Genomic DNA, 13,883 nt, shown 5'->3' on the forward strand with positions numbered 1-13,883 from the left:
GCAGGCGTTTGGTGAGACGGCGACTGCTCCGGAAGAACCCGAGCCGCAGCGCGGCAGGGGAAAGCGCCCCGACCAGGAGTCGAACCCGGCCTGCGACCATCGGGGCGAACGTGCGCTCAGCGCTGGACGACGGGCTTGTCCAAGTCGCGGTGGTGGACCGTGACCGTGTGCCCGGCCGCGGTGAGCCGGTCGGCGAGGGCACGGGCGAAGGTGGGCGCGCTTTTCCGGACTACGAGCTGTTGCGTTTGGTGGTACGCCGCAGTCGGTGTTGGTTGTCACGGACAGCCTTGGACTGACGGCCAGATGTGCTCCTCCGGCACCGACCACGCCGTAAAGGCTTCAAGGTCGCGGTAGGAGTGGGCCTCCAAAAGAGTATTGCAACGGGCAGTCCAAAACGGCTAAGGTCGCGCCATGGCCCGACCGAGGACGTTCGACGAGGAAGGTGCCCTGGATGCGGCGATGCGCACGTTCTGGGAGAAGGGCTACGAGGCCACCTCCACACAGGACTTGTGTGACGCCACAGGACTGGGACGCAGCAGCATTTACAACACATTCAAGAGCAAGCACGATCTCTTCGAGCGCGTACTGGCCCGCTACATCGACTCCATGACGACTGCCCAGCTGGCCGTCCTGGAGGACACCCGACACAGCGCCGCCGACCGGCTGCGCACCCTGTTCGCCATGGTCGTCGACGGCGAGACGGAGACGGACCATCGGACGGGCGGACGTGGCCTCGGCTGTCTGACCGTGAACACCACGGTCGAGTTGGTCGCCCGGGACCCGCGGGCAGCGGAAATGCTGGACCGCGACACACGGCGTCGACTGACGGCACTGCGCGCGGTGCTCCAGGAGGGGCAGCGGGAAGGCAGCATCACCTCTCCTCGCGACGCCGGAGCGCTTGCCCGCTTCGTCAACGCGGCGATCGGCGGCATGCGCATCTCCAGTCAGGGCGGCGCCGACCGGGCCGCACTGGAGTCGATCGCCGAAATCACCATGGACGCACTCACCGGCTGACGGCGCACGCCACCGGGGGCCGCGTCCACGCCTGCCCACGTTTTGGACCGTTCAATACATAACTGACCTCGAAGGAGATCGAACGTGCCTCGTGCCGTATACGTCCTGGCACTCGGCATCTTCGCCATGGTGACCAGTGAGTTCGTGGTCGCCGGGCTGATGCCGCAGATGGCCGAAGGACTGGACGCGACCATCCCTCAGATCGGCTACCTCATCACCGCCTTCGCGGTGGCCATGGCCGCCGGCGGCCCGTTCCTGACCGTGGCCCTGATGAAGTTCCCACCACGTACGGCACTGATGGTGCTATTCGTCATCTTCCTCGCCGGCAACGTACTGGCCGCCACCGCGACCGGCTACGGCACGATGATGGCCGCGCGGATCATCGCCGGCATCGCCTCCCAGGCGTTCTTCGGCGTGGGCATCTCGATGTGCGCCCAGATCACCCGCCCGGAGATCCGGGGCCGCGCGATCGCCGTCGTGATGAACGGCCTCATGCTCGGCACCCTGCTCGGGCTGCCCATCTCCACGCTGGTCGGCGAGCGTTTCGGCTGGCGCGCCGCGTTCTGGACGATCACCCTGATCACCGTGGTGGCGGCCGGGACCACCCTGTTCGGCGTGCCCCGCATCGAACGCGCGGCGAGCAGCGGCGGCTTGCGCCAGGAGGTCGGCGTCTTCAAGAAGCCCAAGATGTGGCTGGTGCTGTCCAGCAGCACACTGATCATCGGCGCCACCTTCTCCGCCTTCAGCTACTTCAACCCCATCCTCACCGACGTCACCGGCTTCTCCACCGGCACCGTCCCCCTGCTTCTCGTCGCCTACGGCGCCGCCACCGTCATAGGCAACAACGTCGTCGGTCGTTTCGCCGACGGGCACACCGTCCCGGTCCTTGCCGTCGGCCTCGTCCTCAACACGCTGTTCCTGACCGGCTTCGCCCTCCTCGCCGACGTACCCGCCCCGGCCGTCATCTGCATGATGGGCATCGGCCTGGTCGGCGTCACCATGAACCCGGCCATGGTGACCCGCGTCCAGCACACCGGCAACGCAGGCCCCCTGGTCAACACCGTGCACTCCTCCTTCATCACCCTCGGCATCATCCTCGGCTCCTCCATCGGCGCCGTGGTGATCGACACCTGGGGGCTGCGCGCTCCGCTCTGGCTCGGCGCTGTCTTGGCGCTGGTCGGCCTGGCCACCGTCCTGCCCGATCTCGCCCGCCGCACCACCCTGGCTACCGGCCCCGCCCCCTTGTCTGCCCTGCCCGACGAAGGGAACGAGTTTGCACCCGCTGATCAGTCGGCAAGGAAGCGATAGCAGATGACGGCTGCGGCAACGTCAGTGAAAGCAACGAAATGCTCGGCCTCGCACTCGTAGCGACCTCCTGGGCATGAGGGTGGAAGCCGTCGAGGTCGAGGACGTCGCGGGCGGCGGCCGGGTCGCGGAGCCGCTCGCGGACGTCCTCGACGCGGTCAGCGGTCGGCGGGAGCGGGGTGCCGTCCGGGGTCTCCTGTTCCTGGCGGGGGTGCGGGGTCGGTGATGACGGGCATTCCGAGGTCGACCAGTTGAGGGCGTCCGTCGGTGGAAGTGTTCTTGAGGCTGTTGAGCTTGGCCATCGCAGCGTCGAAGCTGACCTGAAGTCCCTCAACCTCGCCGAGCCAGCCGTTGGCGCGGGCCTCGCGGATGCGTTCGCGGAGGTTCTGGATGATCTCGATGAGGCGGGGCTTCTGGCGGGGGTCCATCTGGAGGACCGGGCAGCGGATGCAGGCGTGCTCGTGCTTGCAGGGGGTTCCGTAGGGACGCCCGCAGGTGCCGAGCGAGACCTTGCGGAGTTCGAAGTGCTGCTGGAAGTCGCGCCACTCCTGCGGCGTGGGCTCCCGGTATTCCTCCTGGGGACGCGCCGCGCGGCGACGGTCGAGGAAACCGCGGTAGGTCCTGATCAAATGGACTGCTACCGCCTCGTTGGCGAAGACAAGCTCGCGCGTACGCTCGCCGAAGAAGTGCTGAGGACAGGGGCAGACTTCGACGGCACCGAGCGCTCGCCGATGCGCAACGCGGAAGCGCGCGTCACGCTGGGCGTGACCGCGGCCCGTGAGGGCGACTTGGAACAGGCTCTCACCATGGGGGAGCGGGCACTCGAAGGTGACCGAAGGTCGGTGCCGTCGCTCATCATGACGAGCCGCGAACTCGCTGCCGAGATGAAGCGTCGCTATGTAGGTGAGCCCGCGGCTGAGGAATACCTTGCACGGCTTCAGGCACTCGGCCAGGAGAAACCCGGATTCTTGCCACAGTAGCCAGGAAAGAAATTGTCAAAATAGTCGGCGACAATCAACACCCGGGGCAAAAATTCGTCACCAAGGCGAAGCGACACTTCCATCAGGTTCAAGTCCGAACTTGAGAATCTGCGGCCATGGCTCTACCGATCCCATGTTACGAGCAAACTCAATGAGCAAATAGCTATCACCTCCATCAACAGCTTGCCGCACGTATGCTTGAGTTTCCCCGGATAGCCTTGAGGTCATTAACGTAAGCAATAGCGATGTGGATGCCGTGGCACCGGCCTGCTCAATCGCGTAGCGAAGAAGGTCATTAGCCCGATCAGCGCTATCATTGGCTAGCAGGTGCTCTGCAAGCTGTGAAATGGCGAAGAAGTTGCCTTGATCAGCCGATTCCTTAGCTAGCATTTCGGCGCGCTCCGCATCACCGCACCTTTCATACATTCGCGCTACATACCAAACCGCTTCCTCATCCCCGTGGCTCAGCACCTCTAGATATAGGCTCTCAGCTTTCTCTAGATTCCCGTCTTCCTCTTCAAGCGCAGCAAGCTCTCTTAGAGCGTACGAGTCAATGTGCTCAGCCGCTTGCTGGAATATCTGCTTGGCCTCCTCGCGCTGGCCAGCCAGCTTACGCATTACGCCAAGTTCGACAAACGAAAAAACGTCACCCATCTCAGACGCCAGCCTGAAAAATCGCTCGGCTGTCTCGAAGTCTCCTTTTTCGCGACTCTCCAGCCCCAAAGTAAAAAGCGCCTCATCGTCTTGTGTCTCTACCAAAACAGAAATCAGCTCGTCAACCTCACCAGCAGTTCCGAGCTTCACTTTCAACCTGAGCAAGTCCGTCACCGCATCAGGGCTTCCCGCCTCGGCGGCCAGCCAAAAAATGCGCTCAGCCTCGTTCAGGTCACCCTTCCCTTTGCATATCCTGGCTACCTCCCACAGAGCAGTTGGGTAACCGGCAGTTGCAGCCTCCTCCGCAAATCGCATGGCCTCAGCATGGTCGCCGTTATGCTCACACCATCTTGCCGCGTCGCGTAGCGCAAAGACATCTCCAGCTTTCACCGCAGCGAGTGTAAGACGCTCCCTGGATTCAAGGTCTTCTGCTTGCTCCCGCAGAAACGCCAACCACCTAAGCGCCTCTGTGCTACCGAATTCTGCCGCCTTATTGTACAAATCGGCGGCAACCCTTTTCCGCCATCGATCCCGCGCAGAGGCAGCAATCGACATCAACTCTTCGACCGACTCAAGCGTTTCTCTCGCAGCGTTCCAGAACCCCTGTGGCGGAACAAGGTATTTCCGAACGTCCCGAGCATATTGATCCAGATAGTCCGCTAGACGGACCACACCGGGCTGCGCACCCATACCACTGTCATTCGGAACATCCTGCAGGGCAGCAGCCACACCCTTGATCTTCGTACGAGCGTACGCCAGAGCATCAGTGAACCACGTTGCCGGGTCTGCCGAGGCGCGCTCTTCAGGCGTCAGATACGCGGGGGTAGCAGCTTCTAAGAAATGCAAGGATAGCGGCTCGGATATTCCCAGACGGCGGGCATCCATAGCGGCCGTAATCACGGCCTTTCCATATGGCCCACTTACCCCGGAGGGGTGTTCGTAATGGTCAACCAAGTTTGGAGCCGCAGCCAGGAATTGCGTGACGCTATCAGAGGCGGTACTGAGAACCGCTGACAGTGACGCGTCTTCTGACGCACGCGCCCTAACCTCCTCAAGTGCAGCATCAGAGAAGGAGGCGGGCACCTCAATTCTAAATTCCTGAGAAAGAAGCTCACGGGCGTGATGATGCGAGTCCTCGTGCCCCGGCGATGGAGTCACTGTGAGCTCTTTGTGATACTCAGGCCAGACTGTCGCAATGACTAGCGCGGGCCCAGGGTCTTCAAGGTGTCTACGCAATGCTGCGGCAGCAGCTTCACCGTACTTTCCGTAAAAGAAGTTCTGTGCTTCATTAAGCCAGAGAATCGTGTTGCACTCGAACGCGCCAGCAGCGAGGACAGCTAGTAAGCTATCCGCATCCTTAGGGAAAACAAGATCCCACTCGGAAAGGATGGCTTTAACTGCCTCGTATGCGGTTCTGGTTTTGCCAGTGCACGAACTCCCCCTAATGACAACAAGACCCTTATTTCCTCCTTCCGCGAGCAATGCGAGGTGCTGGCGAACACCTGAGTCATGCGGGCGTTCGATATACGTCGGGAGTGCGAAACGACTAGACGTTTTCCCTGGCTCACCACCAACGGCCGGATGGACACCCAATTGCTGCGGGGTCCAAGACGTCATGGGGCGCGGCTTATCCGGCAGAGCAGCAAACCGCTCTTTTGCCGCGTTAGCCGCAAGAATGCTACGGGCGCGGGCCCGGTTGACATCATCGCGCGTATTTCGCGCACGTTGCGCTGCTTCTGCTTGATGCGCGTTACGCCAGTGACGCTCATCAAGCAGTGCGGCCACCGTGGGATCACCGAGGAGCTCCCGCGTCTGGGCTTCCTCACGCAAGGCATCGACGACAACCAACAGCTCGTCGACCCGTTGAGGGAAGCGTTTCCCTCGCAACCACTGCCCGACGGTCGTCGGAGAGACATTCGCCCTCCTGGCCAGGGCCCTGTCAGCGGGCCGACCGTCCAGCTTGTCGTTCCTGAGGACTGCAAGATTGCGCACTTCGGCAAGGAACGCGGAGCCTTCCTCCTCGCTGGGCACCGACCCCTCCTCTTGTCAGCCGGCTGGCCGTCTCTGTCCAGGTCTGGCTCCTTGGACAGGGGCAGCTTAAGCCGCTCAGCTGCATCGATGTGGCCTTGCTGTCCAAGTCAGGGCAGAAGGCTGCTGGACACTGCCCGCTACAGCGACCTTCGGAGTGCTGAAGGGCTCACGGTGAGCCCGCTCTAGAAAGGGAGATGCTGAGTGATCACGGTTCAGCTGCTGGCGTTGCTGCTGGCCCTGTCAGTGGCCCTCAACGTTGGAGTGGCAGCCTGTCTGCTCGCCTACCGAGCAGGAACGGCACTGCCGAGCGCTCTCTTGGTGGGGGGTGGGGCGCTCGGGGGTGTGATGGCACTCTTCCTCTCGGCGGTATCCGCCTACCGATGAGGACAGCAGGGTGCTCCCAGGCTGACTGTCGCTCCGCGGCGAATGGCCTGTACGCGGCACAGTTCTTGTGTTCAAGAGGCCCTGATGAGCCGACGATGGAACTGCGCTTCGGGGGCCAAACAGGGGGCCAAACGAAGCAGTCGCAGTAAGACCGTCCTGGACGGTAATGGACGACACCGCGGCCGATCAAGCAGGTCAGGAACCCTCAGCGCAAGGTCACGAAGCGGCTGATCGCGTTCGGGACGAAGAGGTCGTGGGTTCAAATCCCGCCACCCCGACAGTGAACACCAGGTCAGGGGCCTGATCCGCGAGAGCGGGTCAGGCCCCTGACTTGTTTCTCGGGTCTCTTGGGAACCATGAAAAACCGCCTGCGGAATCCGGTTCCCGGACGACTCCCGCCCTCTCTCGGGGAGACGGCGCCCGGAACATCACGGGGAAGCGTGCGTGCGAAGGGCGCGGAGTCGGTGGGCCGGGAGTGCGGTTCCTCGGAGCGGGCAAGCCCCTGCGGCGGTGAGCCATGTCACAGGGAATGCCAAGGCATGTCGCACACCTTTGCGATGATCAATGCTTTTGTCCACTTCTTGTGGAGGCTAGGTTTTCACATCGACCACACTTCTTTACAGCAGCCTTACAACTTGGCGGCTCAGAACCGAATACGGGTGGATGTTGATACCACTGGGGGATTCGTCCTCTCCTTTCCGGAGAAGGACCTTTTGGCATGAGCGCAGCAAGTATCTGCGCTGGACGGCGAACGGGCTGGCCGCGGTCATGTCCGTGAGCCTGCTGCAGGGGGCGGCCGAGGCCGCTCCGCAGGCGAAGCCCGCCAAGCCCGAGGCGGCGACCGCCGCGGCCGACATCGCGTCGGCGAAGGTCGCGGCGCGGTTGTCGGGCAAGCGCGTGGAGGCGCTGTCGGAGCGCACCGAGACCTCGACGACCTGGGTGAACAAGGACGGCAGCCTGACCACGGAGCTGTCGGCGGGGCCGGTGCGCTTCGAGCGTGACGGCACGTGGGTGAACGTCGATGTGGAGCTGCGCGAATCGGGCAGCGGCGTGGAGCCGGTGGCGCACCCCAACGGGCTGCGGCTGGCGGGCAGGACGGGTACGCCGGCGACGTCGCTGAAGGCGGCGCAGCGGTCGAAGGCCGTCGACCTGGTGACGCTGGGCGAGGGCAGTGAGCAGATCACGCTGCGCTGGAAGGGCGGTCTGCCGGAGCCGGAACTGAACGGGACGCGTGCGGAGTACGTCAACGCGGTGCCCGGCGCGGATGTGGTGGTCGAGGCGACCCGCACCGGTTTCGAGCAGTACGTCGAGATCAAGAAGAAGCCGGCCACCGACGGGTTCTCCTACACGCTGCCGTTGGAGACCGACGGGCTGAAGGTCAGGCAGCTGAAGAACGGCAGCCTGCAGTTCACCGACAGGAAGAACAAGAAGCGGGCCGTCATGCCCGCGCCGGTGATGTGGGACTCCACCGTCGACAAGCGCTCCGGTGAGCACACCCGCCGGGTGCCGGTGTCGATGAAGATGGTCGAGAGGGAGGCGGGCGTCGACCTGGTGGTCACCCCGGACCCCGAGTTCCTCGCCGATCCCGAGACCAAGTACCCCGTGACGGTGGACCCGTCGACGTCCTCGCTGTCGAATGTCTTCGACACCTATGTGCAGCAGGGCGAGACAGTCGACTGGTCGTCCGCGACGGAGCTGGACTTCGGCAACCCGGGCACCACCAACGCCGACGGGACGCCCCGCACGGCGCAGTCCTTCGTCAGCTGGAACACCTCGCCGATCGCCGATGCCCTGGTCTCCAGCGCGAAGCTGAGCCTGTGGAACTTCCACTCGGCCAACCAGACGGACTGCTCGCCACAGTCGTGGGAGGTGTGGTCCTCCGGGGCCGCGTCGACGACCTCCCGGTGGACGAACCGTCCCACCATGACGGCGAAGAAGGCCACCTCGACCGAGACCCGCGGCAACGCCTCGTGCACGTCCCAGCCGGACGGCTGGATCAACGCCGACGCGACCACGCTGGCGCAGGACTGGGCCTCGGCCAAGGCCACCCGCGGGCACATGGGTCTGCGTGCGACGAGCGAGTCGGCCGTGGCGCAGTGGAAGCGGGTCAACTCCGCGAACGCGGCGACGAATCCGCCGAAGCTCGTCGTGACCTACAACTTCCGGCCGAAGACGGGCACCAAGCAGGAGGCCGGTCCGCCGTTCTTCTCCTACGACGGCGCCTACATGGTGAACACCACCACACCGACGCTGCGCGACACCTTCGTCGACGCCGACGGTGACAAGGTCAACGGCACCTTCCAGATCTACGACAACGCCACCGACACCCAGGTCGGCGAGGTGATCGTCTCGAAGTACGTGGCCTCCGGGTCCCCGGCGTCGGTGACCGTTCCGTCCGGGGCGCTGAGCAACGGCAAGACGTACAAGTTCCGCACCAACCCCTACGACGGGACGCACTACAACACCGGCTGGTCAGCGTGGAAGACGTTCACCGTCGACACCTCGGCCCCGTCCGCCCCGGCGCAGATCACCTCCACCGACTACCCGGCCGGCCAATGGGTCAAGGGCGCCGGACAGGCCGGCACCTTCACCGTCACCCCGCCCTCCGCGGACCACAACTGGCTGGAGTGGTCGCTGGACGGCGTGACCTGGACCAGGGTCGCCACCGGCGGCGCCGGCGCGGCCAAGGCCATCTCCGTCACCCCGCCCAAGAACGGCACCCACACCCTCCAGGTGCGGTCCGTCGACAAGGCGGACAACAAGTCGGAGGCCAAGGAGTACACCTTCCACGCCGGTTCCGGCGGCTTCCTCCAGCCGGCCGACGGCGAGCGCACCGCACGCCGGCTGCCGCTGGTCGCCGAGGCCGAGGGCGGCAAGTACGACAAGGTCTCCTTCTCCTGGCGCCGCTCCGAGGCCGACGCCTGGGTGAAGATCCCCGTCGGCGACGTCACCTCCGGCGGCACGGCGCTGACCGCCTGGCCGGTCGGGCTCACCGGCGGCAGGAACGCGGAGCTGGTCTGGAACGCCACCGGCACCGTCGACCCCGACGGCACGGTCCAGATCAAGGCCGACTTCACCGGCCCGAACTCCGCCGCCAGCAGCACCGAACCGCTGACCGTGGTCGTGGACCGCAACGCCGACGGCGCGGCCACCACCGAGACCGGTCCCGGTTCGCTGAACCTGCTCACCGGTGACTACACGCTGTCGGAGACCGACGCGTCGTTCTTCGGCATGGAGATGACACGGACCGCTTCCTCACGCAACCCCGACCAGGGCGCGAAGCAGGAGGGGCAGGCCCCGATCTTCGGCAAGGAGTGGGTCGCCGGCACCGTCGCGGACGACACCACCTCCGACTACAGCCACATCCGCAGGATCTCCGACACCGCGGTCGACGTGGTGATGTCCGAGGGCGACGCGGTGCACTTCACCGCCAACGCGGCCAGGACCGGCTGGGTGCCCGAGCCCGGTGCCGAGGCGCTCACCCTCAAGGGGAGTGTCACCGGCTCGTTCACCCTGTCGGACACCGAGGGCTCGGTGACGACGTTCGCCAAGCCCGGCTCGGCGGCCACCACATGGCAGGTCTCCACCGCCCTGTTCGACGGTCTGAGCAACACCACCACCAAGGTGGTCTCCGAGACCGTGACCGTGGCCGGCAAGACGCTGGCCCGCCCCAAGCGGATCATCGCCCCGACGTCGGCCGTCACGGCCGCCACGTGCGAGGCCGATCCGGCCACCAAGGGCTGTCGGGTACTGGAGTTCGTCTACGCCACCGCGACCACGGCGACCGGCACCGAGACCGACGCCGACTTCGGTGACTTCACCGGCCAGGTCAAGCAGATCAAACTGTGGGCCACCGCCCCCGGCGCCGCCGCCGCGACCGCGACCGCCGTGGGCACGTACCGGTACGACTCCGCCGGTCGGCTGCGCCAGTTCTGGGACCCGCGGATCGGTCAGCAGGCCGAGACCCAGTACGCCTACGACGAGGGCCGGGTCACCTGGTACCAGCCGTCGGGCGTGCTGCCGTACACCTTCGACTACGGCAACGCCGGCGGCGGCACCGCCCCCGGCGCGGGGATGCTGCTCAGTGTCTCGCGCCCGGCCCTGAAGCAGGGCTCGGTGGACGCCACCGAGGGCGAGGCGGTCACCAGCGTCGTCTACGGTGTCCCGCTCACCGGCACCAAGGCACCGCACGCCATGGGCACCGGCGATGTCGCGCAGTGGGGGCAGCTCGACGCCCCGAGCGACGCCACCGCCGTCTTCCCCGCCGACTCCGTGCCCTCGTCCCACGACGGCGCGAACCTGACCGGCGGCGGATACACACGCGCCGAGGTGCACTACCTCGACGCCTCCGGCCGCAGCGTCAACACGGCGGAGCCCGGCAAGCACATCAGCACCACCGAGTACGACCGGTTCGGCAACACCGTCCGTGAACTGAGCGCGGCCAACCGGGCGCTGGCACTCGGCACGACGGACGCGCAGAAGGACACGCTGACGGGTCTGGGCATCATCTCCCGGCCCTCGGCCGAGCGAGCCCACCTGCTCTCGACGACCTCCCTGTTCAACGAGGCCGGCACCCGCGAGCTGGAGGAGTTCGGTCCGCTGCACCGGGTGGACCTGACCGAGGACCTCAAGGACGGAACCACCGTCCTGGTCAAGGCCGACACCTCCGTGCCCGCCCGGACCTGGACGGTCAACGAGTACGACGAGGGACGGCCGACCGACGGCACGGCCAAGGTCAAGGACCAGCTGACGCTCAAGATCGTCGGCGCCCGGGTCCGCGACTACTACTCGGTCATGGGTGAGAAGCGGGTCACCGAGACCCAGTACGACTGGGCCAAGGGCCTTCCGAACCTGGTCATCCAGGACTCCGGCGGCCTGAACCTGACGACCACCGCCGCGTACGACGCACAGGGTCGGATCACCGACATCGTGCCTCCGGCCGGCACCGGCGGCGACGCCGCCTCCCGCGTCACCGAGTACTGGGCCGCCGACGGCACCGGCTTCTGCAAGGGCCGCCCCGAGTGGGCCGACCAGGTCTGCTGGAGCGGGCCCGCCGGAAAGATCACCGGAGGCGGCAGCCAGCCCGACGAGGTGACCGACTCCACCGTGGAGTACGGCTACTTCGGCCAGCCCACCAGGATCACCGACACGGCCAACGGCCAGTCGCGCACGACCACCAGGTCGTACGACGACGCGGGTCGGCCGCTGAAGACCACGGTGACCGGCGGCCTCGGCCAGGCGGTCCCGGAGTCCACCGTGGAGTACGACCCGGCGACGGGCCAGATCACCGGGATCACCTCTCCGACGGCGGGCACCATCACCAAGGCGTACGACAAGCTCGGCCGCCTCATCTCGTACACCGACGCCGACGGGGGCAGAACCACCACCGTCTACGACGCGCTCGACCGCGCGGTCAAGGTCAGTGACTCCGTCCCGTCGACCGTCACCTACACCTACGACCACAGCGTCGAGCCGCGCGGACTGGTCACCAAGGCCGGCGACTCCGTCGCCGGTGACTTTTCCGCCACGTACGACGCGGACGGTTCCGTCACCTCCGAGAAGCTGCCCGGCGGCTACACCCTGAACGTCACCGAGGACGCCACCGGCGCCCCGACCTCCAGGGCCTACACCCGGGACAGCGACGGCACCACCGTCTACACCGACGTGGTGACCCGGTCCGCCCAGGGGCGGACGACCAGCCACTCCGGCTGGTCCGACCAGCGCTACGGCTATGACAAGGCCGGGCGTCTGACCACGGTCGAGGACACCGTCGGACAGGTGTGCACCAAGCGCACGTACGCCTTCGACAAGCGTTCCAACCGCACCGGTCTGACCACCGCGACGGGCGAGGTCTCCGGCGCCTGCCCCGCCTCGGGAGGCACCAGCACCAGCCACACCTACGACAGCGCCGACCGGCTCGTCGACTCCGGCTACTCCTACGACGCCTTCGGCCGCACCACCGCCCTGCCGGGCGGCACCGTCGACTACTACGCCAACGACCTCGCCTACCGGCAGACCGCGGGCGGCGAGCGGCAGACCTGGCAGCTCGACGCGGCCATGCGTTTCCGCTCCTGGAAGACCGAGACCGGCAGTGGCACCACCTGGACGCAGACCGGGTCCAAGGTCAACCACTACGGCGACGACAGCGACAGCCCCCGCTGGCTCGTCGAGGACACCGCGAGCGGAGCCGTCAGCCGCAACGTGACGTCCGTCTCCGGCGACCTGGCCGCGATCACCGGCAAGACCGGTGACACGGAGCTGCAGTTCACGACCGTCCACGGCGACGTGGCGCTCCAGCTCCCGCTGGACGTGAGCCAGGCGCCCGTCGTCATCGACACGGACGAGTACGGCAACGTCCGCGAGGGCGGCGGCGCCGACCGCTACGGCTGGCTCGGTGCCAAGCAGCGCTCCGCCGAGACCCCCACCGGTCTCCTCCTGATGGGAGCGCGCCTCTACAACCCCACCACCGGCCGCTTCCTGTCCGTCGACCCCGTCACGGGCGGCAGCTGCAACAGCTACGAGTACGTCTGCGGTGACCCCGTCAACCTGGTCGACCTCGACGGCAGGATGACAGCGGTCGCCCTGGTCGGCATGGCCGGACTCGGCGTCAGCGCCGGAACGGTTCTCGCCGTGATCGGTGTGGGCGCGGTCATCGCGATCATCGGCCTGATCTGGTGGAAGGGCAGGAAGTGGGCCATCAACAAGGTCCGCACCCTGTGGCGGGAGGCCCGCAAATCCGGGAAGGCGAAGGGAAACGACGTACCCGACTTCGCCAAGGGCCAGCGCAGAGGAAAGGGCGAAACGCTCGACGGCGCTACCGACCGGGTCATGAGGAAGGGCAACTACAGGCCCCCGTACAAAAAGGGACCGGGGTCGGTCTACAACAAGGTCCGCAAGTATCTCTCCCGCAACTGAGCGGGGCCCGAGGATCTGAGGACCTGAGGACCTGAGGACCTGGCGAACCGAAGAGCCGCGGCCCGCGCCGGCGACCACGCCGAGCGGGCCGCGGTCTCCCTTTGAAACACGAGGTGATCACGATGGACGGACAGAGCCGGGTTTACCTGCTGTGGCATGTCAGGCACGCCGAGCCGACCGATGGGTCGGAGATCCGGCACTTCGCCGCGGACGACGACTTCTGGGCCGACGAGGAGGAGGGGGACGACGTCAAACTCCTGGGCGTCTACTCCAGCCGCGACAAGGCCCAGGAACGTATCGTCCGTGCACGCGTGCTTCCGGGTTTCCGTGACGAACCGAAGTGCTTCTACATCGAGGAGTTCACGGTGGACGCCGACGAGTGGAAGGACGGCTTCGTGACCGTCATGACCGGTGGTGAGGGCTCCGAGGGGCCGGAGGAGACGGGCTGAGCCACCCAAGGGCCGGGGTACAGCCGAGCGCCGCCCTGGGCCACTCGCGTGGCCCAGGAGCGCGAGCCCACCGGCCGTGGCCCGCACGCACAGCGCGCCGGCGGCCAATCGCGCGTCCTGGACAACAGGTCAAGGGCCCGATCCGCGCAGC

At 66.1% G+C, this 13,883-nt stretch carries 8 protein-coding genes; 6 read left to right on the plus strand and 2 right to left on the minus strand.

The window, feature by feature from the left end:
- The first annotated feature begins 411 nt into the window (after positions 1 to 411).
- Entirely contained in the window at positions 412 to 1,014 is a 603-nt protein-coding gene (locus JIX56_RS20535) for a TetR/AcrR family transcriptional regulator (RefSeq protein ID WP_257542663.1), read from the plus strand.
- 84 nt (positions 1,015 to 1,098) lie between these two features.
- Positions 1,099 to 2,322 carry an MFS transporter gene (locus tag JIX56_RS20540; protein ID WP_257542664.1) on the plus strand — a complete coding sequence of 408 codons (1,224 nt, stop codon included), beginning with the start codon at positions 1,099 to 1,101 and terminating at the stop codon, positions 2,320 to 2,322.
- A 155-nt stretch (positions 2,323 to 2,477) separates the two neighbouring features.
- Here JIX56_RS20540 and JIX56_RS20545 read toward each other — a convergent pair whose 3' ends face one another.
- Positions 2,478 to 2,948: a hypothetical protein gene (locus JIX56_RS20545; protein WP_257542665.1), complete on the minus strand. Its 471-nt coding sequence runs from the start codon at positions 2,946 to 2,948 to the stop codon at positions 2,478 to 2,480.
- Here JIX56_RS20545 and JIX56_RS20550 point away from each other — a divergent pair, their 5' ends adjacent.
- Positions 2,949 to 3,299, plus strand: a complete 351-nt coding sequence (locus tag JIX56_RS20550; protein WP_257542666.1) for a hypothetical protein — start codon at positions 2,949 to 2,951, stop codon at positions 3,297 to 3,299.
- Positions 3,300 to 3,356: 57 nt separating this feature from the next.
- Here the strand turns inward: JIX56_RS20550 and JIX56_RS20555 are convergent, their stop codons facing one another.
- Entirely contained in the window at positions 3,357 to 5,984 is a 2,628-nt protein-coding gene (locus JIX56_RS20555; protein WP_257542667.1) for a sel1 repeat family protein, read from the minus strand.
- A gap of 201 nt (positions 5,985 to 6,185) precedes the next feature.
- Between JIX56_RS20555 and JIX56_RS20560 the strand changes: the two genes are divergently transcribed.
- The 3 genes from JIX56_RS20560 (at position 6,186) to JIX56_RS20570 (ending at position 13,732) form a co-directional block, all read left to right on the plus strand.
- The gene (locus tag JIX56_RS20560) at positions 6,186 to 6,368 is read left to right on the plus strand and encodes a hypothetical protein (protein WP_257542668.1); all 183 of its coding nucleotides are present in this window, start codon (positions 6,186 to 6,188) and stop codon (positions 6,366 to 6,368) included.
- 768 nt (positions 6,369 to 7,136) lie between these two features.
- Entirely contained in the window at positions 7,137 to 13,283 is a 6,147-nt protein-coding gene (locus JIX56_RS20565) for a DNRLRE domain-containing protein (protein WP_257542669.1), read from the plus strand.
- Between the two features lie 122 nt (positions 13,284 to 13,405).
- Positions 13,406 to 13,732: a DUF7336 domain-containing protein gene (locus JIX56_RS20570; protein ID WP_257542670.1), complete on the plus strand. Its 327-nt coding sequence runs from the start codon at positions 13,406 to 13,408 to the stop codon at positions 13,730 to 13,732.
- Positions 13,733 to 13,883 lie beyond the last annotated feature (151 nt).

The organism is Streptomyces sp. CA-210063, from assembly GCF_024612015.1.
In the GTDB taxonomy this organism is placed as follows: Bacteria; Actinomycetota; Actinomycetes; order Streptomycetales; family Streptomycetaceae; genus Streptomyces.